The following is an 18,783-nucleotide window of genomic DNA, read 5'->3' on the forward strand; positions in this document are numbered from 1 at the left end:
CCGCAGGCCGCCGGCGGTCATCCGCCGAAGCCGGGGGTGCCCGCGTCCTCCGGGTGGCGGGCCAGATGCGCCGCCTTGATCCCGGCAGAGGTGTCGCGGCTGCCGTCATGGCTGTAACCGGGCGGCGCAAAGGCATAAAGCAGCCGCTGCTTCAGGGTCAGGCCGGGCTGGGCCATGTCCTTGAAAATGCCGAACCATTCATGAAAGGCGACCCGCAGCGGATTGAAAGTGGCGATGTTATGCACCAGCCCGTAGTCGGGGCGGTCATGGTCCTGTTCCGGCACGAAGGTGCCGAACATCTTGTCCCAGATGATGAACACCCCGGCATAGTTGCAATCGAGATAGCGCGGATTGCGGCCATGGTGCGCGCGGTGGTGGCTCGGGGTGTTCATCACCGCCTCGAACCAGCGCGGCAGGCGGCTGACGGCCTCGGTATGGATCCAGAACTGGTAGATCAGGTTAAGCCCGCCGCAAAACAGCACCAGTGCCGGGTGAAACCCCAACAGCACCATCGGCGCCTTCACCACCATCATGAAGGTGAAGGTGCCGGTCCAGGTCTGCCGCAGGGCAGTGGTCAGGTTGTAATGCTGGCTGGAGTGATGATTGACGTGCGACGCCCAGACCCAGCGCACCCGGTGGCCGAACCGGTGCACCCAGTAATAGCGCAGGTCATCGAGCACGAAACAGGCCAGCAGCGCCCACACAGACGTGCCCATGTCCAAGGGCGTCAGCTGCCACAGGAACATGAACAGCGCCCAGGCGACGAACCCCAGCAGCAGCCCCTCCGCGACGCTGCCCGCGCCCATGATGAGGGAGGTCACCGCATCGCGGGTCTCATACCGCCCGCCGCGTTTCTTGAGCGCGGTCCACAGGAACTCGCCCAGGATCGCGGCGATGAAGAACGGCACCGCCAGCTGGGTCGCGTCAGGGTAGGAAATTTCTCCAGTCATACAGCCTCCGCCGGGGTGTTGATCAGCGCCAGCCACTGCTGCCGCTCGCGCTCCGGCAGGGGAAGGGAGAGGCCGGGGGCCGCAAAGTCGTTGAAATCAAATCGCAACCCGGTGGCCGTTTCCCGGACCTGTTCCGCGGCCAGATGGCGGCCAACGGTGTCGGCGCCAAAGGCCCACAGCAGCCCCGGGCCGCCATTGGTCAGCACCAGCGCGGCCTGCCCGCTGGCCGCAGGCAGCACCTTGAAAACACTGTCTTCGGGGAAATGCCGCAGCCAGGCAGAACGGGCGTTGCCGGCACCCAGAATCCTCTGCCGGGAGCGGCCGGTCAGATGCAGCAGAACGGCGATTCCCGATATTCCGCCCGCAACCAGGGCCAGCAGCAGTTCCAGCGGCATGAACGTCCTCCCGCGGGCAGATTGGCGGGCAGGTGGAAGGCTGTCAAAGGTGGCGTGGGGTCAAGCGCATCAGCCCCCGCACCCGGATCCGGGGCAGGGCAGGCTGGCCTTGGCAAGCCGGGGTCTACATCGCGGCAGCCGCGCGCTGCGCCTTTGGCAGCACCTGCATCTGCACTACCCGCTCGACAAAGGGCACCAGCCCTTCGGGGCCGGAGGCCCGGTCTTTCAGATGGATGCAGACATCCGGCCGCAGGGCCGCGATGATGCCGATCAGGTCGCCGCGGATCTGATCATCCAGGCCTGCGCCCATGATCACGCATTCGATGCGCGGCTCGGTCTCCAACTGGCGCACCACCTCGGGCTGATCATGCGCGCCCAGCCAGTGGATCGGCAGATGGTCCAGCTCCTCAGCCACATTGCCGATCACATGCGGCAGCTTTCCGATCAGTAACACAACAGGTTTCATTTCACTCTCCACCCTATGCCAGGGCGTCTTTTGGGGACGTCCCTCGGTTTACAAGTAGTGCGAAAGTCGCGGGGATCACGCGGGGCTGTCCGGCCCCGGTGTCTCATGCTATCTGCCGGTCATGGTCAGAGTTCTTTTTGTATGCGGCAAGGCGCGGATGCGCAGTCCGACTGCAGCGGATATAGCCGCTTCCTGGGCGGGTGTAGAAGCCGATTTTGCCGGATTGAGCCGGGATGCGGACGAGCGGATTTCCGTTGAACACATTGCGTGGGCGGATGTGATTGCTGTGATGGAAAAACGCCAGAAAAGCAAACTATCCAGCCAGTTCGGCAATCTTTTGGCCCAAAAGAAAGTTGTGGTTCTGAGCGTGCCGGACAAGTTCAGCTACATGGAACCCGCGCTGGTGGAGGTGCTGGAGCCGAAACTGAGGCACCTCCTGAAACTCTGAGGTTAGCTTCCCTCAGCCTCGCCAATCATCGCTGCAATGATTTCCTTGGCGCTCTCGGAGTTCCACTCGGCATCGCCCAAGAGCCGCGCCACTTCCTTGCCGTCGCGGTCCAGCAGCACCGTGATCGGCAGGCCGATCACCGCCATCTCCCGCGCTAGTGCCTGTTTCGGGTCCTGATGGCGGGGCAGGTTGCTGATACCGTTTTCGTCAAAGAACTTCTGGATGCCAGCAGGCGAGTTGCGGCCCGTCGCAATGGTCAGCACCTCGAAATCCTCCCCCCCGAACTCCTCCTGCAGCTCCGCCAGCTGCGGCATCTCCTTGCGGCAGGGGGCGCACCAGGTGGCCCAGAAATTCAGCAGCACGATCTTGCCCTGGTAATCCCCCAGGGATGCGGTGCCAGCGCCGTCGGCCAGATCAAAGGCGGCGGCGGACACGTCGCGCGGCTCGGCGTGCACAACCAGCTTCTTCATCGAGCCGTCGCGCAAGCCTTCCAGCTGCGCGGGGTCCGCCGCAAAGGCGGCATTTGCACCCAAGGTCAGGGCCATATAAAGGGAAAGCTGACGAAACAGACGCATATTATCTCCGGGGTTCCACACCATGACAGATCAATCCTCGAACCAGATGTGGGGCGGCCGCTTTGCCGCTGGCCCGGACGCGATCATGGAGGCGATCAACGCCTCGATCGGGTTCGACAAGCGGATGGCAGCGCAGGACATTGCCGGCTCCAGGGCCCACGCGGCGATGCTCGCCGCCACAGGCGTCATTACGGATAATGATGCCGAGGCCATTCGGGAAGGGCTGCTCACCGTTTTGTCAGAGATTGAGGGTGGAACCTTCCAGTTTTCCACCGCACTGGAAGACATCCACATGAACGTGGAGGCCCGCCTGAAAGAGATCATCGGTGAGCCCGCAGGCCGTCTGCACACGGGCCGGAGCCGCAATGACCAGGTGGCGACCGATTTCAAACTCTGGGTGCGCGACCAGCTGGACGCGGCGGAATCGGGCCTGCTGGCGCTGATCCGTGCGCTTCTGTCGCAGGCCGAGGCCGGCGCCGATTGGGTGATGCCGGGCTTCACCCACCTGCAGACCGCGCAGCCGGTGACCTGGGGCCACCACATGATGGCCTATGTCGAGATGTTCGGCCGCGATCTGTCCCGCGTGCGCGACGCACGCAAACGCATGAACGAATCGCCCTTGGGCGCGGCGGCGCTGGCAGGCACCTCTTTCCCGATCGACCGGGAGATGACCGCAAAGGCGCTGGGTTTTGACCGCCCGGCCGCCAACTCTCTGGATGCGGTCAGCGACCGTGACTTCGCGCTGGAGTTCTTGTCCACCGCCTCGATCAGCGCCGTGCACCTCAGCCGATTTGCAGAGGAGCTGGTGATCTGGTCCTCGGCCCAGTTCCGTTTTGTCACCCTGTCGGACCGTTTCTCCACCGGTTCGTCGATCATGCCGCAGAAGAAGAACCCGGACGCGGCTGAGCTGATCCGCGCCAAGGTGGGCCGGATCTTTGGCGCCAATACCGCGCTGATGATGGTGATGAAGGGGCTGCCGCTGGCCTATTCCAAGGACATGCAGGAAGACAAGGAACAGGTCTTTGACGCTGCTGACAACTGGATGCTGGCGCTGGCGGCGATGGAGGGCATGGTCAAGGACATGACCGGCAACCGCGAGTCGCTGGCGGCTGCGGCGGGCTCCGGCTTCTCCACCGCCACCGACCTGGCCGACTGGCTGGTGCGGGTGCTGAAGGTGCCGTTCCGCGATGCCCACCACGTCACCGGCACGCTTGTGGCGATGGCCGAAAAGCGCGGCTGCGACCTGCCGGACCTTTCACTGGAGGACATGCAAAGCGTTCACGAAGGCATCACCCAGGACATCTTCTCTGTGCTTGGCGTCGAAAACTCGGTAAACTCGCGCATGTCTTACGGCGGCACCGCGCCCGCCCAGGTGCGCGCGCAGGTGGCCCGCTGGAAAGAAGTGCTGGCAGGCTGAGCCCGCAAAGGCCGCCCGTTCATGGCCGCACCGCGGCAAGGAGGCAGACAATGCGCAACATGATCTTTGCTTTGCTTGGGCTGGCCGTGCTGGCGGCCTGCGGGGTGGACGGCGAACCGGTGCAGCCGACCTTGAACGCCGGTGTCGGCGTTGGCAGCGGCGGTGTCCATGTCGGCGGCGCGGTAGGCCTGCACAAGGGGCCGGTCAGCGTCTTTCTGGGCTTCTAGCAGCCGCGCGCCCTTGATGCGGCGCAACGGAACACCCACGTCTGGACCGCCCCGCCGCAAGGCCGGGGCGGTTCTGGTTTCAAGGATATTGCAATGAAAGCAGCTATTGCCCTTCTGGCCCTCCTGGGCCTGGCCGCCTGCGACACCGGCGCCCCGGCGTCCAGCCAACCGCAAAAATCCGAGCCAGCGGCAACCGGTGTGAAGGTCTCCGGTTATGGCCGGGCCGGGGTCTCCACCAGCTTCTAGCAGACACAGGCAATAGCCGGTCCGGGCCTCTGTCCCGTCCGGTTGCTGTCCGCTGTGGTGCGTTCCGTATCTGAATGCTGACCTTCAGCAGTTAAGGTTGGCGGCGCCGCCAAGGGGCGGAGGCGGGACGGGAGGGTGTCTCCCGCACGCGAAACGTCGTCTGTGCGTGCCCGTGCCAATGGGCCCTGTTCCTGTGCGCCGGGGGTGTCAGGCCCGGCAGTGACCGCGATCAATTGGAACTATGCCGCACGCCGCTTAAGATCCCGTGAGACCAGCGTACGCAGGGTGCGCAACACCCTGGGCATTGCGTTTGCTGCCGCTGTTTCGCTGTGAGTATTTAGGGAAAGATGAAGGCGCAGGCCCGGTGTTTTCATCTTTCCCGAAATTCTCAAACTCCGCCGCCCGGAACGAAACGCCGGCGGGGCATGGCGCGGCGCACGGCCCAACGGATGCGGGCGCATCTTTGATGCGTTTGCGGCGGGCGGGAGTGCCGCTTTGTGTCCTCCAGGGCGGGCGGGGCGGAATCATTTGATCCATCTGCCCCTTTTGCCCTAAACGCGGGGGCATGGACCATTTTCTCTACCGCGACGGCGCGCTTTTCGCCGAAGACGTTCCCATCTCCGAGATCGCCGCGGCGGTGGGCACCCCGTTCTATGTCTACTCCACCGCCACCCTGTTGCGCCATTTCCGCCTGTTCGACGAGGCGCTGGAGGGCACCGACCACCTGGTCTGCTTTGCGATGAAAGCCGCCTCCAACCAGGCGATCCTCAAGACGCTGGCGCAGGCCGGAGCAGGCATGGATGTGGTCAGCCAGGGCGAATACCTGCGGGCCAAGGCGGCGGGCGTGCCGGGCGACAGGATCGTGTTTTCCGGCGTCGGCAAGACGGCAGAGGAAATCCGCGTGGCTTTGACCGGCGGTATCCGCCAGTTCAACGTGGAATCCGAGCCGGAGATGGAAGTGATCAGCGCCGTGGCTGAGGAATTGGGCGCCAAGGCCCCGATCACCATCCGCGTCAATCCGGATGTGGACGCCAAGACCCACGCCAAGATCGCCACCGGCAAATCCGAGAACAAGTTCGGCATCCCGATTGCCCGCGCCCGCGAGGTTTACGCCCGCGCCGCCGCGCTGCCGGGGCTGGAGGTGGTGGGGATCGACGTCCATATCGGCTCGCAGCTGACCGACCTGGAGCCGTTCCGTCTGGCCTATCAGAAGGTGGCCGAGCTGACGGAAACCCTGCGCGCCGAGGGCCACAACATCCGCCGCCTCGATCTGGGCGGAGGGCTTGGCATTCCGTATGAGCGTTCCAACTCGGCGCCGCCGCTGCCGGTGGAATACGGCCAGATGGTCAAGGAGACGCTCGGCCACCTTGGCTGCGAGATCGAGATCGAACCGGGCCGCCTGATCGCGGGCAACGCGGGCCAGCTGGTCAGCAAGGTGATCTATGTGAAGTCGGGCGAGGGGCGCGATTTCCTGATCCTGGATGCCGCGATGAACGACCTGATCCGTCCGGCGATGTATGAGGCGTATCACGACATCATCCCGGTCGAGGAAGCCGCCGCGGGCGTGGAAAGCCAGCCTTATGACATCGTCGGCCCGGTCTGCGAGACCGGCGATACCTTTGCCAAGCAGCGCGACCTGCCGCCGCTGGCTGCGGGCGATCTGGTCTCCTTCCGCAGTGCAGGCGCCTATGGCGCGGTGATGGCGAGCGAGTACAATTCCCGCCCGCTGATCCCCGAAGTGCTTGTGCACGGGGATCAATTCGCGGTTATTCGCCGCCGCCCGGACTATGAAGAGATGATAAACCGCGATACCATCCCGGAGTGGCTCTGAAGCGATCCGGGCGCGAACCGGTGCGGGCCACATGAGGATGAGGCCCGTATGCCCTTTGACCGCCAAAGAAACCGGCAGGCCGATCCGGCCCTGAAACCCCTGCGCTGGCCGCTGGCCTTGACGCGGGCCGGTCTCGTGGCAGAGCGTGCTTTGCGCAGTTTCTGGCCGCTGGCCTCATTGATGATGGCGGTGCTGGCGGCGCTGATGCTCGGGCTGCACCAGATGCTGCCGGAGCGGCTGGTCTGGACCGGTGCGATGGCGGTGCTGATCGCCGCCGCGGCGGCGCTGGGCTGGGGGCTCTGGCGCTTCCGCTGGCCCAGCCGGGCAGAAGCGCTCGGCCGCCTTGACCAGACCTTGCCGGGCCGCCCGGTCGCGGCCCTTTTGGATACTCAGGCGATTGGCGCAGAGGATGCCGCTTCCGCCGCGCTATGGCAGGCGCACCAGCGCCGGATGGCCGCAGCGGCGGCCAAGGCCAAGGCCCCGGCACCTGATCTGAACATTGCATCCTCCGACGCATACGGCCTGCGTTACATGGCGGGGCTGATGCTGGCGGTGGCGGTATTGTTCGGCTCGATCTGGCAGGTTGCCACGGTCAAGGACCTGGGTGCAGGCGGCAGCGCAGGGCTGAACGGACCGGCGTGGGAGGGCTGGGCGGAGCCGCCCGCCTATACCCGCCTGCCGGTGCTTTATCTGAATGATCAGGATACCGATGTGCTGAAACTGCCGGAAGGCAGCCGCGTCACCCTGCGGTTCTACGGTGAGGTGGGCGCGCTGGAACTGGCCGAGACTGTCTCCGGCCAACAGGGCGGTGAAGCGGAACCGCCGCAGGCTGCGATGGAATTCGATGTCACCCGCAGCGGCAGCTTTGCCATCGAGGGCGATGGCGGGCGCAGCTGGCAGGTGGAGGTGATCCCCGACAACCCGCCCATGGTGGCGGTTGCAGGCGAGCCGGAACTGGAAAACGATGGCTACACCACCCTGGCTTTTGCAGCGCAGGATGACTACGGCGTGGCCGCCGGGCAGGTGCGCATCGCATTGGATCTGGCGGCGGTGGACCGTCAGCATGGGCTGGCCGCCGATCCCGATCCGCGCGAGGCGCTGGTGCTGGACCTGCCGCTGCCCCTCAGCGGGTCGCGCCAGGAATTCACCGAGAAGCTGATCGAGGACTTTGCCCAGCACCCTTGGGCCAACCTGCCGGTGGTCTTTACCTTCTCTGCCACCGACGAGGCCGGGCAGTCTTCGGCCGCTGCGGGATACGGCGCTGAACTGCTGACCCGCCGCTTCTTCGATCCGCTGGCAGCGGCTGTGATCGAACAGCGCCGCGACCTGCTGTGGGCGCGCGCCAATGCGGTGCGGGTGGCGCAGGTGATCCGCACCCTGACGCACCGGCCAGAGGGTCTGTTCCGCGACTATGGCGATTACCTGCGGCTGCGCACCATCCTTCGGCGGCTGGAAAGCTATACCGTTGCCGGCACGATCCCCGAGCCGCGGCAGGAGGAGATTGCCGCCGCGTTGTGGGATCTGGCGGTGCAGCTGGAAGAGGGCGACGTGGGCGACGCGCTGGAGCGGATGCAGCGGGCGCAGGAGCGGCTGAGCCAGGCGATGCGCGACGGCGCCAGCGACCAGGAGATTGCCCGGCTGATGCAGGAGCTGCGCGAGGCGACCCAGGACTATCTGCGCCAGCTGAGCCGGATGGCTGAAAACAATGGCGAGATGATGGACCCGGGCGATATGCCCGAAGACATGATGACGCTCAGCCAGGATGACCTGCAAGCAATGATGGACCGCATCCAGGAGCTGATGGAGCAGGGCCGCATGGCCGAGGCCGAGCAGGCGCTGCGCGAGTTCCAGGAGATGATGGAAAATATGCGGATGACCCGTTCGCAGCAGGGGCAAGGCCAGGGCAATGAGGGCCGCGAGGCGATGGAGGGGCTGGCAGAGACCCTGCGCGAGCAGCAGGGGCTGTCGGATCAGGCCTTCCGCGACCTGCAGGAGCAGTTCAACCCCGGCGCCCGCAGCGGCGAGAGCCAGGGCAACGAGGGCCGCGATGGCGGCTTGGGCCGCGGCCAGAGCCACCAGGGCGGCCAGGGCGGCGACCAAGGCGACGGTCAGGGCGGCGAGGGCGCAGAGAGCCGCAACCCGGATGGCCAGGGCGGCCAGGGCGGCAGCAACCGCGAACAGCCGGGGCAGGGCGGCGCGCTGGCCGACCGCCAGCAGGCGCTGCGGCAGCAGCTGCAGCAGCAGCGCGAAGGATTGCCCTATCTGGGCGGCGAGGCCGGTGAGGCTGCGCGCGAGGCATTGGACCGCGCGGGCCGCGCCATGGAGGGCGCCGAGGACGCGCTGCGCGGCGGCGACAACGCCGAAGCGATCGACCGCCAGTCCGACGCCATGGAGGCGCTGCGTGAAGGCATGCGCAGCCTGGGCGAGGCGCTGGCGCAGCAGCAGCAGCCGGGGCAGCAGAACGGGCAGCAGCCCTCAGCCAATGCGCAAGGAGAGCGGCTGGACCCGCTGGGCCGCAACAACGGCAGCATCAATGACGGCGGCAAGGTGGGCGAGGGCACGGCCTACCGCCGCGCCTGGGACCTGCTGGAGGACATCCGCCGCCGGGCCGGCGAGCGGGAGCGCGACGAGCAGGAGCGCGGCTACCTGCAGCGGCTGCTGGACCGGTTCTAACCCCGGCAGCGCAGGGTGCTGCAGGCAAATCTGCGGCGCAATTACTTCAGAAATGACCCCGGATTACTGGGTGGCGGTGACAGACTTCACCTGGTTGTCCAGCCACAGCCGCGCCTGATCAACCCAATCCACATAGCTGCTGAGAACCGGATCTGCCTGCGGCAGTTTCTCGGCAATCAGCGGTGCCTTGTCATAGACCATCAGCAGGATCAGCGCCGCAATCACCGACAGCGCAAAGCCGCGGGCAAAGCTGCTCTTGCGCGGTACCGGCAGCGCCTCCGGGTCCGCCTGCGGCGCAGGGGCCGCGCTGCCGGCAGAGCGCAGGGTGGAGTTGATTTCCTCGATGTCCGGCAGCAGTTCCTTGCGCGAGCCGCTTTCGGCAGCGGCGATCTGGCGCGGGTCCTCGCCGCGCATGCGGGCCATCCGGTCGCGGGCCTGGCGGCTGCGGCGGGCGGCTTCGTCCTCGGCGGGCGCTGCTTCCTCCAGCCCCAGATCGGGCTGGGTTTCCAGGCTCTGGCTTTCCGCGGCGCGCAGTTCCGCTTCCCGCGCGGCTTCCTCACGCAGGATATCGGACATTTCCGGATCCAGCGAACGTCCCCGCTGCGGCGGCTGCGGTGCCTGTTCAGGTTCAGGCGCCTCGTCCGAAATGTCTTCATCCGCGCCGGGCTGCCCGGCCGCGTCGTCTTCGGTGCTGCCGTGGGGCGGCTTTGCGGCGGTTTCCGCCTCTTCCGGGTCCGCTTCCTGCGCAGGTCTCTCCGATGTGCCGGTCTCCGGCTCAGGCTCAGGCTCAGGTTCAGGCTGCGGCTCAGGTTCCGGTTCGGCGTCCTGTTCCGCCTTTGCTGTCAGCTCCCGTTCGGACTTTTCCTTTGCCTCGGCTTCGGCTGCCCGGGCAAAGGCTTCCTCGATGCCGATATTTTCAAGTGCGGCATCTTCCGCCGCATCCGCGCCCGCTGCCGCCTGGAACCAGGTCTGGCCGCAGTTGGAGCACTGCACATCCCGGCCCTCAGGCGGGATCACATCTTCAGGCACTTCGTACTGGGCTGCGCAATTCGGGCAGGTCAGGCGCATCATGCTCTCCTCGGCACCTTCCCGCCGCCCTGACTGGCGGCAGGTTGTTTTTTTAAGGGATTATAGGCATCCGCCGCATCTTGCGAAAGCGGCAATTGCCGCAACCTGCCGGCCCCGGGTTTCCCGGCAACAGAGCCCCCATTGAAACTGCCGGCCCCTTGGGGCAAAACAGCCGGGCGCCAAAACGCGCGCGTTCAGGGGGCAGCAGTGATCGAGCTGGAAAATGTGGGCTACAACTATGGCGGCGGCGAGCTGCTGAACGCGGTGTCGGTGCAGCTGGCGCCGGGCTCGTTCCATTTCCTGACCGGCCCGTCCGGCGCGGGCAAGACCACGCTGTTGAAGCTCTGCTACGGCGCCTTGAACCCGACCGCGGGACGGGTGCGCGCCTTCAACATGGATGTGCACGGGCTGGACCGCGACCAGATGGCCTATCTGCGCCGCCGCGTGGGTGTTGTGCATCAGGACTGCCGGTTCCTGGACCACCTGCCGGTGATCGAGAATATCGCGCTGCCGCTGCTGGTCTCCGGGCGTGAGCTGAGCCACGAGGAAGCCAACCTGCAGGAACTGCTGAATTGGGTGGGCCTCAGCGAGCGCGCCCATGCGCTGCCGCCGGAGCTGTCGGGCGGCGAGCGCCAGCGGGCGGCGCTGGCCCGTTCCGTGATCCTGTCGCCGGATGTGATCATCGCGGATGAGCCGACCGGCAACGTCGACTGGGAAATGTCGCAGCGGCTGCTGCAGCTGCTAGTGGAGCTGAACCGGATGGGCAAAACCATCCTGGTCGCCACCCATGACCTGTCGCTGATCCGCGCGGCCAAGAACCAGGTGCAGGCGCGGGTGCTGCGGATTTCCAACCGGCAATTGCAGCTGGCGGGGGCGGACCTATGAGCGAGGGCAGATTGCGCAAGCTGATCCTGGGCGATGCCCAAGCCGACCGGGTGGTGCCGCCGAGCGGCTTCACCGCCCAGCTGACCCTGTTTGTCTCCGGTGCCATGGCGTTCCTGGCGGTCTTTGCGCTGGCGCTGTCGATGGCCTCCGGGCGGCTGGCGGACCAATGGGCCGAGGAACTGGCTCGCGCCGCCACCCTGCGCATCAATGCCCCGGCAGAGCAGCGCACGGCTCAGACCGAGGCGGCGCTGGAGATCCTGCGCCAGACCCCCGGTGTGGCCACCGCGCGGGCGCTGACGGGCGAGGAGCAGGCGGCGCTGCTGGCGCCCTGGTTCGGCGCCAGTGTGCCGGTGGGCGACCTGCCGCTGCCGCAGCTGATCGAGGTGACCGGCGATGATGCGGGCTATGATGCGCAGGGTCTGCGGCTGCGGCTGCAGGCAGAGGTGCCGGGCGCGGTGCTGGATGACCACACCCGCTGGCGGGCGCCGCTGGTGGATGCCGCGCACGCGCTGCGCCGTCTGGCCTGGGTCTCGATCCTGCTGATCGGCGGCGCCACCGCCGCGATGATCACCCTGGCCGCCAATGCGGCGCTGGCGGCCAACGCCCAGGTGATCGAAGTGCTGCGGCTGGTCGGCGCGCTCGACAGCTATATCGCCCAGGCCTTTATCCGCCGCTTCACCCTGCGGGCGCTGACCGGCGCAGCGGCGGGCGTGGTGCTGGGCATGATCGGTGTCTGGCTGATGCCCGAAGCCTCTGATGAGGGCGGTTTCCTGACCGGTCTTGGCTTTCAGGGCTGGGGCTGGCTGGTGCCCTTGCTGATTCCGCCGCTGGGCGCGCTGGTGGCCTTTGCCGCCACCACCCGGGCGGCCACCAAACGACTGGGGGAACTGTCGTGAAAAACCCGATCCAATGGCTGCGCTCGCTGCTGTTCATCACGCAGATGTATCTGGCGATGCTGGTGCTGGGCATCGTGTTCGCGCCCTGGGCGCTGGTGTCCCCCAAGGGTGCGCGCACGGCTTGCAAGGCCTATGCCCGCTGGGTGATCTGGACTGCGCGCTGGATGGTCGGCATCCGCACCGAGGTGCGCGGGCAGGTGCCGGATGGCGAGGTGATCGTCGCCGCCAAGCATCAGAGCTTCCTCGATATCATCATTATTTTCAACGCGGTGCCCTCGGCCCGGTTCATCATGAAGCGGGAGCTGATGTGGACGCCGGTGATCGGTGTCTATGCCAAGCGGCTGGGCTGCGTGCCGGTGAACCGCGGCAAGCGCGGCGCGGCGATTGCCAAGATGGTCAAGGACGTCGCCAAGGAGACCAAGGAGCCAGGCCAGCTGATCATCTATTCCCAAGGCACCCGCGTGGCACCGGGGGCCAAGAAACCCTACAAGATCGGCACTGTGGTTTTGTATGAAGGGCTGAAGCAGCCCTGCGTACCTGCGGCCACCAATGCCGGCGTGTTCTGGCCGCGCACAGGCATCTACCGCAAGCCCGGCCTGGCGGTGGTGGAGTTCCTGGAAGTGATGCAGCCCGGGATCACCCGCGAGGATTTCATGACGCAGCTGGAGGAGCGGGTCGAGGCGCGCTCCGATGCGCTGATGCGCGACGCCGGTTTCGACCCGGAACAGGCGCCGGCTCAGGCCTGATCCGGCGGGCGCCGCCAGGACGCCTTCAAAAATTTTCTGCAGATCAGCGACGGAAGTTCTTTCCGCGGGCGTTTATGCCGTCAGCAAGCGCACTCGTCCTGGGCTTGTTACACCACTCACAGGTGGCCGGCCGGTTTGGCCGGACCGGGCTGGCGGCGCATTACGCTGTCAGCCCGGAACCCTGTCAGCGGATCACATCGCCAACCAGTATCTGCGGCTGCACATCGGTGAAGTTCGGAATGTCCTCCAGCGCCGGGCCTGCCGCCTTCATCGCCGCGTCCATCGCCGCCTGATCGGCAAAGACAAATGTGGCGATGGCAAAGAACGGCGGCGCGATGTCCGGCCCGCCTGCCAGCCCCTTGGTCACCACAGCCGATTGGATATGCGGGCCCATATGCTGGTCCACGATCTGCATATGGGTGTCGGCATAGTAGGCGTGATCGAAGGTCTTGCCCTCGGCGGCGGGGTAGATGACTTGCAAAGTTACGGGCATGGCTGTGTCTCCTGAGGGTTGAAACGGCTGTCCCAGTAATAGGCCGGTTTGGTACCGTGCCAAATGAAAAAGGCAGCCGCGGACTCTGCCAGAGACCGGCGGGATGGGCAGTGCCGCACGGGCACAGGAACGTACGGCAAGGCCTGGATGCGCATCGGGCATCAGATGCAGCTGCGTCCGTGCGGAAATAGGACCGCAGGCCCGGGAACCCCTTTGGGGCTGGCTCGCTGCACATGCGGCAAACGCACGGGCTGCGTTTGCCGCACTACCCGAGAGAGATGTCCAAGCGACCGGCTGGCCGGAGGAGTGCCCCGCAAGCCGGCCCTTGTTTTCTGCCTCACGGGGCCGGGGTTCAGTTTGGCGTCATGTTGGAAATCACGCAGTTGTACTCGCCGCCTGGCGTGAACATCACATCACCTTCGGGATGGCTGAAGTCCTCATTCAGCTTGAAAATGATCCTGTTGACATGTTTGTCTTTCAGGCTTGGTGGCACGCCGTCGGACATAAATGAATAGGTCCCCGAGATACCCAGCGGATAGAGCTGCACGCTTTCGCCCATGAAGTCCGCGGTGGCGGATTCAATCATGGTGCTGGGGTCGATCGAGTAGCTGACCTTCAGCGGCGACCCGGCAATGCCGCCCATGCTTTCCTGGCACATCTTGGTGCCTGCAGCGGAATAGGAGCCGTTCTGCTCGACACCGAATTCCTGGGTCAGCTCCAATTTCACGGTGCCGGATTGTGCGGCGGCAAAGGCGGCAGTGGCGGCGGCGGCCAGTGCCAGGGCAGTCAGGGAATGCGTCAGCTTTATCATGGAATGCCTACTCAATCTAAGGGTGAAACATGTTTTGCGCCAGATGGTTGCCGGCGCCGCTCGACGCTAGCGGCGGCGGCTTTAACATTCGGTAAAGGTTTGCTGCGCCCGTTTAGCTAAATTATTTAGGGCTGACGGAAAAAGCTGTTTGAACCCAGGCGCTTGGCAAAATGAAAAGGCGCCGCTTGCGGCAGCGGCGCCTCTTTTTATGGTGGTTTGCCTCAGTGGCTGCTCAGCTGTGGATCGGCCCGTCGCCGCAGGCAAGCGCCGCTTCGCGCACGGCTTCGGAATAGGTCGGGTGCGCGTGGCAGGTCAGCGCCACATCCTCGGCCGAGGCACCGAATTCCATCGCAACGCAGAGCTCGTGGATCATGTCGCCCGCTGCCGGGCCGATGATCGCGGCGCCCAGGATGCGGTCGGTTTCCGCATCGGTGATGATCTTGACAAAACCGCCCTCGGCCTGGCCGACGGCCTTGGCGCGGGCGTTGCCCATGAACATGAACTTGCCGGTCTTGACCTTCTTGCCTTCGGCCTTCAGCGCGTCCTCGGTCGCACCAACGGTGGCCACCTCGGGCGTGGTGTAGACGACGCCCGGAATGACGCCGTAGTTCACATGGCCATGCTTGCCGGCGATCACTTCGGCCACCGCCATGCCTTCATCCTCGGCTTTGTGAGCCAGCATGGGGCCTTCGATCACATCGCCGATGGCATAGATGCCGGGCAGGTTGGTGCGCCAGTGGTTGTCGGTGGCGATCTGGCCGCGCTCGGTCATCTTGATGCCGAGGCTGTCCAGCCCCAGGCCTTCGCTGTAGGGTTTGCGGCCGGTTGCCACCAGCACCACATCGGCGTCCAGCACCACCTCGTCACCGCCCTTCTTGGGCTGGTACTTGACCTTGGCCTTGGTCTTGGAGGTTTCCACCCCCTGTACCGCGGCGCCCAGAATGATGTTGAGGCCCTGTTTCTCCAGGATCCGCTTGAAGGAGCGCTGCACGTCCTTGTCCATGCCGGGGCAGACCGCGTCCATGTATTCGACCACGGTCACTTCCGACCCGAGGCGGGCATAGACCGAGCCCAGTTCCAGACCGATCACGCCGGCACCAATGACGGCCAGTTTCTTCGGGATCTTCGGCAGTTCCAGCGCACCGGTGGAGGAGACCACGATCTTCTCGTCGATCTCCACACCCGGAATGGAGGCAGGCACCGAGCCGGAGGCGATCACGATGTTCTTGGCCTCGTGCACCTCGTCGCCGACCTGCACCTTGCCGGCCGCCGGGATGGAAGCCCAGCCCTTGATCCAGTCGATCTTGTTCTTCTTGAACAGGAACTCGATGCCGCCGGTGTTCTGGCCGATCACCTCGTCCTTGTAGGCCTTCATCTGATCCCAGTCGACCGAGGGGCTTTTGCCCTTGAGGCCCATATGGGCAAAGTTGTGCTCTGCCTCATGCAGCAGGTGGGTCGAATGCAGCAGCGCCTTGGACGGGATGCAGCCCACGTTCAGGCAGGTGCCGCCGAGGGTTTCGCGGCCCTCGACAACAGCTGTTTTCAGTCCCAGCTGGGCGCAGCGGATGGCGCAGACATAGCCGCCGGGGCCGGCGCCGATTACGATGACGTCATATTGGGACATGGGTCGGTTTTCCTCGTTTCTCCCCGGTTCCGTTTCTCGGAACACGCGTTAGGGGATTGTGGTGTTATGATCAGACCGGGGTCAACATCTTGATCGAGATATTGGTCACCCCGTCGCGTTCAAGGTGCATGGCGAGTTCTTCGGAGCCGAAGAAAGCGCGGGCCTTCTCCAGGTCGGTGATCGCGAACAGCGCCACGGCGTGGTTCTTGCGGTCCGGATCGCTCCAGACGTTCAGATCGGTGATGCCAGCGGCCTGCCGGTTGCGCTTGTCCTGCCGGAACACGGTGAGCCAGGCGTTGAAATCGGCCACATCGGCCTGCCAGAGAACATGGGTTGCCATCGGGGTTACTCCTTTATCCGTATTGAGGGCAGGATGCCCCGGTAAGGGTAAGGAGCGCTTTGATTCCACTCAAGAAAGGCGTGTGCCGCAGAAGTTTCCGCAGAATAGCGGCGCTGCCCCCGGCTTGGGCGGAGCCAATTTGAGTATTTTCGGAAAGGTGAAAGCTCATGCGAGGAGCACCCCCGCGAGCATTGCGGCAAGGCCGCTGGTGGCAATCAGCCAGATGGCGGTGCGCAGGTAAGGCACGCCGCTGAGGTAGGCAGGCAGGTAGAGGGCGCGGCCGGCGAGGTAAGTGCAGATGCCGCCGGTGATCAGTGCGCTGTGCAGGCCTGCCAGTTCTGAAACCAGCGCCAGGCTGATGAAGACCGGGGCAGTTTCCAGGAAATTGGTGAAGGCCCGCCGCGCCCGGCCCGCCAGCGCGCTGCGGCTGACGGCTGTGTCGCGCGGACCTGCGGTCCAGGCGTTGCCGACCGAGAGCTTCAACAGGAAGCTGTCGCAGCTCACGTGGATCAGGGCGAGGATCGAGAGGCAGACAAGGCCCCAGAGTGGGAGGGTCATGCGGGCACCTGCCGACCGTCCGCAGAACTGATCCAGAAGCGACTTTCCTGATTTATTAGTTTAGGGGCGAAAAGGGGTAAAATGAGTAGCAGTTTCATGTCAACGCGCCTTTATGGCGAAGGTACTTAGTCGAACCGATAGGCAGAATGGTCAGCAGCAACCATCCCACAAGCATGATGCGCCGCCTGTGTTCCTTCTCCCAGAATTCAGCTTCGGTCGGTTGCTTCCACAAAATATGATTTTGTTCGATTGAGTTGCCTTCGGTGGCGAAACCTCCGCGAGGAAAAGGCGGGTTGATGAAGCTATCGAAAAGTTCAACCGAGATTATTGGAAAGAACAGCAAAAACAAAACAAGCGCGGGCCAAATGATCCAACGCTTTTTGCGCAGCGATCCGCGTATCAGAACTGCGCTGACGGCTGTGACAAGCGCAGCAAAGACAGACAACAGAGCATGATGCCAGTCAAAGTTCACCGCTTTGAGGAGATAAAGTGCAGCCGTCCAAAGAGAGGCTGCACTCATCCAAAATGCAACGGCACAAATGATCCAGACCGGTATACGCCGCTTGAGAGACGTCTTGTGCATTCGTGCGGTCCAAGCAAGTCGTAACTTACAGATCCATCAGCAAACGCCGCGGGTCTTCCAGCGCTTCCTTGACACGGACCAGGAAGGTCACGGCGCCTTTGCCGTCGACAATGCGGTGGTCATAGCTCAGCGCCAGATACATCATCGGGCGGATTTCCACCTTGCCGTTGATCGCCATCGGGCGGTCCTGGATCTTGTGCATGCCGAGGATGCCGGACTGCGGCGGGTTCAGGATCGGCGAGGACATCAGCGAGCCGTAGACGCCGCCGTTGGAGATGGTGAAGGTGCCGCCCTGCATTTCCGCCATCGACAGTTTGCCGTCGCGGGCGCGGGCGCCTTTTTCGGCAATCGCCTTCTCGATGGAGGCAAAGGACATCGCATCGGCGTCGCGGATCACCGGAACAACCAGACCCGTGGGCGTGCCTGCGGCGATGCCCATGTGGACATAGTTCTTGTAGACGATGTCGGTGCCGTCGATCTCGGCGTTGACTTCGGGCACTTCCTTCAGCGCGTGGCAGCAGGCCTTGGTGAAGAAGGACATGAAGCCCAGTTTCACGCCGTGCTTCTTCAGGAACAGGTCCTTGTACTCGTTGCGCAACGCCATCACCTCGGTCATGTCGACCTCGTTGTAGGTGGTCAGCATGGCAGCGGTGTTCTGGCTGTCCTTCAGGCGCTTGGCGATGGTCTGGCGCAGGCGGGTCATCTTCACGCGCTCCTCGCGCGCGGCGTCATCGGCGGTGACGGGGCCACGGACCTGGGCCGGTGCCTGCGCAGGCGCGGCGGCAGGGGCTGCCTTGGCGGCGGCCACGGCGGCGGCGACGTCTTCCTTCATGATGCGGCCGTCGCGGCCGGAGCCGGTGACCTGATCGGCGCTGATGCCGGCCTCGGCCATGGCTTTCTCCGCAGAGGGCGCGTTGGCGACATCCTTAGAGCCGCCGGCAGCGGCAGCAGGGGCAGGGGCTGCGGCAGGTGCGGCGGCGGCCCCGGCGGCACCGGAGGCAATCACGCCCAGCTGCGAGGAGGCCTGTACGGTGGCGCCTTCTGCTGCCATGATCTCTGTCAGCACGCCGGCGGCGGGCGCGGGCACCTCGACGGAGACCTTGTCGGTTTCCAGCTCGCACAGCATTTCATCCTGCGCGACGGTGTCGCCCACCTTCTTGAACCACGAGGAAACGGTTGCCTCGGAGACCGACTCGCCAAGTGCGGGAACCATGACCGGCACCGGGGCGCTGTCTTCGCCGGAGGGCGCAGCAGCCGGAGCCGGTGCTGCCGCTTTGGCGGCAGGGGCCGCGGCAGCACCGTTGGCCTCGGTCAGGGTGGCCAGCAGCGCGTCGACGCCGACGGTGTCGCCTTCAGCGGCGACGATCTCGCCCAATGTGCCGGCGGCGGGCGAGGGCACCTCGACGGTCACCTTGTCGGTTTCCAGCTCGCAGAGCATTTCATCGGCATTGACGCTGTCGCCGGGCTTCTTGAACCAGGTGGCCACGGTGGCCTCGGTCACGGATTCGCCCAGGGTGGGTACGCGGACTTCGGTTGTCATGTCTCTTTATC

21 protein-coding genes are annotated in these 18,783 nt (G+C 65.0%); 9 read left to right on the forward strand and 12 right to left on the reverse strand.

Going from position 1 to position 18,783, the window contains the following annotated elements; genetic code table 11:
- Positions 1-17: 17 nt before the first annotated feature.
- The 3 genes from RA25_RS16805 to RA25_RS16815 all read right to left on the reverse strand — a co-directional run bounded on the left by RA25_RS16805 (position 18) and on the right by RA25_RS16815 (position 1,811).
- Entirely contained in the window at positions 18-950 is a 933-nt protein-coding gene (locus RA25_RS16805; RefSeq protein WP_039173867.1) for a sterol desaturase family protein, read from the reverse strand.
- Complete coding sequence (locus RA25_RS16810) at positions 947-1,345, reverse strand: hypothetical protein (RefSeq protein WP_039173869.1); 399 nt, start codon at positions 1,343-1,345, stop codon at positions 947-949. The genes RA25_RS16805 and RA25_RS16810 overlap by 4 nt, the downstream gene beginning before the upstream one ends.
- 124 nt (positions 1,346-1,469) lie before the next feature.
- On the reverse strand, positions 1,470-1,811 hold the full coding sequence (locus tag RA25_RS16815) for a hypothetical protein (protein WP_019297095.1): 342 nt from the start codon (positions 1,809-1,811) through the stop codon (positions 1,470-1,472).
- 289 nt (positions 1,812-2,100) lie between these two features.
- Here RA25_RS16815 and RA25_RS23320 point away from each other — a divergent pair, with 289 nt between their 5' ends.
- Complete coding sequence (locus RA25_RS23320) at positions 2,101-2,259, forward strand: hypothetical protein (protein WP_241477432.1); 159 nt, start codon at positions 2,101-2,103, stop codon at positions 2,257-2,259.
- 2 nt (positions 2,260-2,261) lie between these two features.
- On the opposite strand, the gene RA25_RS16825 is transcribed toward RA25_RS23320, so the two are convergent.
- A complete protein-coding gene (locus tag RA25_RS16825; RefSeq protein WP_241477433.1) occupies positions 2,262-2,834 on the reverse strand; it encodes a TlpA family protein disulfide reductase in 573 nt (190 codons plus the stop codon).
- A gap of 22 nt (positions 2,835-2,856) precedes the next feature.
- Between RA25_RS16825 and argH the strand changes: the two genes are divergently transcribed.
- The 5 genes from argH (at position 2,857) to RA25_RS16840 (ending at position 9,228) form a co-directional block, all read left to right on the forward strand.
- On the forward strand, positions 2,857-4,251 hold the full coding sequence (gene argH, locus RA25_RS16830) for an argininosuccinate lyase (protein WP_193747989.1): 1,395 nt from the start codon (positions 2,857-2,859) through the stop codon (positions 4,249-4,251).
- Between the two features lie 50 nt (positions 4,252-4,301).
- Positions 4,302-4,478, forward strand: coding sequence for a hypothetical protein (locus RA25_RS23050; protein WP_193747990.1), 177 nt, complete (start codon positions 4,302-4,304; stop codon positions 4,476-4,478).
- 93 nt (positions 4,479-4,571) lie between these two features.
- Entirely contained in the window at positions 4,572-4,724 is a 153-nt protein-coding gene (locus tag RA25_RS23055; protein ID WP_193747991.1) for a hypothetical protein, read from the forward strand.
- Positions 4,725-5,289: 565 nt separating this feature from the next.
- Positions 5,290-6,555 carry a diaminopimelate decarboxylase gene (gene lysA / locus RA25_RS16835; RefSeq protein ID WP_039173873.1) on the forward strand — a complete coding sequence of 422 codons (1,266 nt, stop codon included), beginning with the start codon at positions 5,290-5,292 and terminating at the stop codon, positions 6,553-6,555.
- Between the two features lie 48 nt (positions 6,556-6,603).
- Positions 6,604-9,228 carry a TIGR02302 family protein gene (locus RA25_RS16840; RefSeq protein ID WP_039173874.1) on the forward strand — a complete coding sequence of 875 codons (2,625 nt, stop codon included), beginning with the start codon at positions 6,604-6,606 and terminating at the stop codon, positions 9,226-9,228.
- A gap of 63 nt (positions 9,229-9,291) precedes the next feature.
- Here the strand turns inward: RA25_RS16840 and RA25_RS16845 are convergent, their stop codons facing one another.
- Entirely contained in the window at positions 9,292-10,296 is a 1,005-nt protein-coding gene (locus RA25_RS16845) for a zinc-ribbon domain-containing protein (protein ID WP_039173876.1), read from the reverse strand.
- A 207-nt stretch (positions 10,297-10,503) separates the two neighbouring features.
- On the opposite strand from RA25_RS16845, the gene RA25_RS16850 reads away from it, so the two are divergent.
- From RA25_RS16850 to RA25_RS16860, 3 genes are read left to right on the forward strand one after another with little or no spacing between them, the layout of a single operon-like run.
- Positions 10,504-11,181, forward strand: coding sequence for a cell division ATP-binding protein FtsE (locus RA25_RS16850; protein ID WP_029204897.1), 678 nt, complete (start codon positions 10,504-10,506; stop codon positions 11,179-11,181).
- Positions 11,178-12,077, forward strand: a complete 900-nt coding sequence (locus RA25_RS16855) for a cell division protein FtsX (RefSeq protein ID WP_019297085.1) — start codon at positions 11,178-11,180, stop codon at positions 12,075-12,077. Before RA25_RS16850 ends, RA25_RS16855 begins: the two co-directional genes overlap by 4 nt.
- A complete protein-coding gene (locus RA25_RS16860; RefSeq protein WP_019297084.1) occupies positions 12,074-12,823 on the forward strand; it encodes a lysophospholipid acyltransferase family protein in 750 nt (249 codons plus the stop codon). The genes RA25_RS16855 and RA25_RS16860 overlap by 4 nt, the downstream gene beginning before the upstream one ends.
- A 184-nt stretch (positions 12,824-13,007) precedes the next feature.
- Here the strand turns inward: RA25_RS16860 and RA25_RS16865 are convergent, their stop codons facing one another.
- The 7 genes from RA25_RS16865 to odhB all read right to left on the reverse strand — a co-directional run bounded on the left by RA25_RS16865 (position 13,008) and on the right by odhB (position 18,772).
- Positions 13,008-13,316, reverse strand: coding sequence for an EthD family reductase (locus tag RA25_RS16865; RefSeq protein WP_039149291.1), 309 nt, complete (start codon positions 13,314-13,316; stop codon positions 13,008-13,010).
- A gap of 352 nt (positions 13,317-13,668) precedes the next feature.
- Positions 13,669-14,127 (reverse strand): hypothetical protein, encoded by a 459-nt coding sequence (locus tag RA25_RS16870; protein ID WP_039173878.1) that lies wholly within the window; start codon positions 14,125-14,127, stop codon positions 13,669-13,671.
- Positions 14,128-14,359: 232 nt separating this feature from the next.
- Entirely contained in the window at positions 14,360-15,751 is a 1,392-nt protein-coding gene (gene lpdA / locus RA25_RS16875) for a dihydrolipoyl dehydrogenase (RefSeq protein ID WP_019297080.1), read from the reverse strand.
- Between the two features lie 70 nt (positions 15,752-15,821).
- Positions 15,822-16,091 carry a hypothetical protein gene (locus tag RA25_RS16880; RefSeq protein ID WP_019297079.1) on the reverse strand — a complete coding sequence of 90 codons (270 nt, stop codon included), beginning with the start codon at positions 16,089-16,091 and terminating at the stop codon, positions 15,822-15,824.
- Positions 16,092-16,256: 165 nt separating this feature from the next.
- Positions 16,257-16,649 (reverse strand): MAPEG family protein, encoded by a 393-nt coding sequence (locus RA25_RS16885; protein ID WP_039173880.1) that lies wholly within the window; start codon positions 16,647-16,649, stop codon positions 16,257-16,259.
- Positions 16,650-16,743: 94 nt separating this feature from the next.
- Positions 16,744-17,232, reverse strand: coding sequence for a hypothetical protein (locus tag RA25_RS16890; protein ID WP_152612224.1), 489 nt, complete (start codon positions 17,230-17,232; stop codon positions 16,744-16,746).
- A gap of 25 nt (positions 17,233-17,257) precedes the next feature.
- The gene (gene odhB, locus RA25_RS16895) at positions 17,258-18,772 is read right to left on the reverse strand and encodes a 2-oxoglutarate dehydrogenase complex dihydrolipoyllysine-residue succinyltransferase (protein WP_019297076.1); all 1,515 of its coding nucleotides are present in this window, start codon (positions 18,770-18,772) and stop codon (positions 17,258-17,260) included.
- Between the last annotated feature and the right edge of the window lie 11 nt (positions 18,773-18,783).

This window comes from Leisingera sp. ANG-S5 (genome assembly GCF_000813925.1).
Taxonomy (GTDB): domain Bacteria; phylum Pseudomonadota; class Alphaproteobacteria; order Rhodobacterales; family Rhodobacteraceae; genus Leisingera.

Bases quoted from the DNA above. Each gene is read 5' to 3' on its own strand.
- RA25_RS16845 (WP_039173876.1), bottom strand. From the start codon at position 10,296: ATGCGCCTGACCTGCCCGAATTGCGCAGCCCAGTACGAAGTGCCTGAA.
- RA25_RS23055 (WP_193747991.1), top strand. From the start codon at position 4,572: ATGAAAGCAGCTATTGCCCTTCTGGCCCTCCTGGGCCTGGCCGCCTGC.
- RA25_RS16865 (WP_039149291.1), bottom strand. From the start codon at position 13,316: ATGCCCGTAACTTTGCAAGTCATCTACCCCGCCGCCGAGGGCAAGACC.
- RA25_RS16815 (WP_019297095.1), bottom strand. From the start codon at position 1,811: ATGAAACCTGTTGTGTTACTGATCGGAAAGCTGCCGCATGTGATCGGC.
- odhB (WP_019297076.1), bottom strand. From the start codon at position 18,772: ATGACAACCGAAGTCCGCGTACCCACCCTGGGCGAATCCGTGACCGAG.
- RA25_RS23050 (WP_193747990.1), top strand. From the start codon at position 4,302: ATGCGCAACATGATCTTTGCTTTGCTTGGGCTGGCCGTGCTGGCGGCC.
- RA25_RS16885 (WP_039173880.1), bottom strand. From the start codon at position 16,649: ATGACCCTCCCACTCTGGGGCCTTGTCTGCCTCTCGATCCTCGCCCTG.
- RA25_RS16825 (WP_241477433.1), bottom strand. From the start codon at position 2,834: ATGCGTCTGTTTCGTCAGCTTTCCCTTTATATGGCCCTGACCTTGGGT.
- argH (WP_193747989.1), top strand. From the start codon at position 2,857: ATGACAGATCAATCCTCGAACCAGATGTGGGGCGGCCGCTTTGCCGCT.
- RA25_RS23320 (WP_241477432.1), top strand. From the start codon at position 2,101: ATGGAAAAACGCCAGAAAAGCAAACTATCCAGCCAGTTCGGCAATCTT.
- lysA (WP_039173873.1), top strand. From the start codon at position 5,290: ATGGACCATTTTCTCTACCGCGACGGCGCGCTTTTCGCCGAAGACGTT.
- RA25_RS16855 (WP_019297085.1), top strand. From the start codon at position 11,178: ATGAGCGAGGGCAGATTGCGCAAGCTGATCCTGGGCGATGCCCAAGCC.
- RA25_RS16805 (WP_039173867.1), bottom strand. From the start codon at position 950: ATGACTGGAGAAATTTCCTACCCTGACGCGACCCAGCTGGCGGTGCCG.
- RA25_RS16870 (WP_039173878.1), bottom strand. From the start codon at position 14,127: ATGATAAAGCTGACGCATTCCCTGACTGCCCTGGCACTGGCCGCCGCC.
- RA25_RS16890 (WP_152612224.1), bottom strand. From the start codon at position 17,232: ATGCACAAGACGTCTCTCAAGCGGCGTATACCGGTCTGGATCATTTGT.
- RA25_RS16840 (WP_039173874.1), top strand. From the start codon at position 6,604: ATGCCCTTTGACCGCCAAAGAAACCGGCAGGCCGATCCGGCCCTGAAA.
- RA25_RS16880 (WP_019297079.1), bottom strand. From the start codon at position 16,091: ATGGCAACCCATGTTCTCTGGCAGGCCGATGTGGCCGATTTCAACGCC.
- RA25_RS16810 (WP_039173869.1), bottom strand. From the start codon at position 1,345: ATGCCGCTGGAACTGCTGCTGGCCCTGGTTGCGGGCGGAATATCGGGA.
- lpdA (WP_019297080.1), bottom strand. From the start codon at position 15,751: ATGTCCCAATATGACGTCATCGTAATCGGCGCCGGCCCCGGCGGCTAT.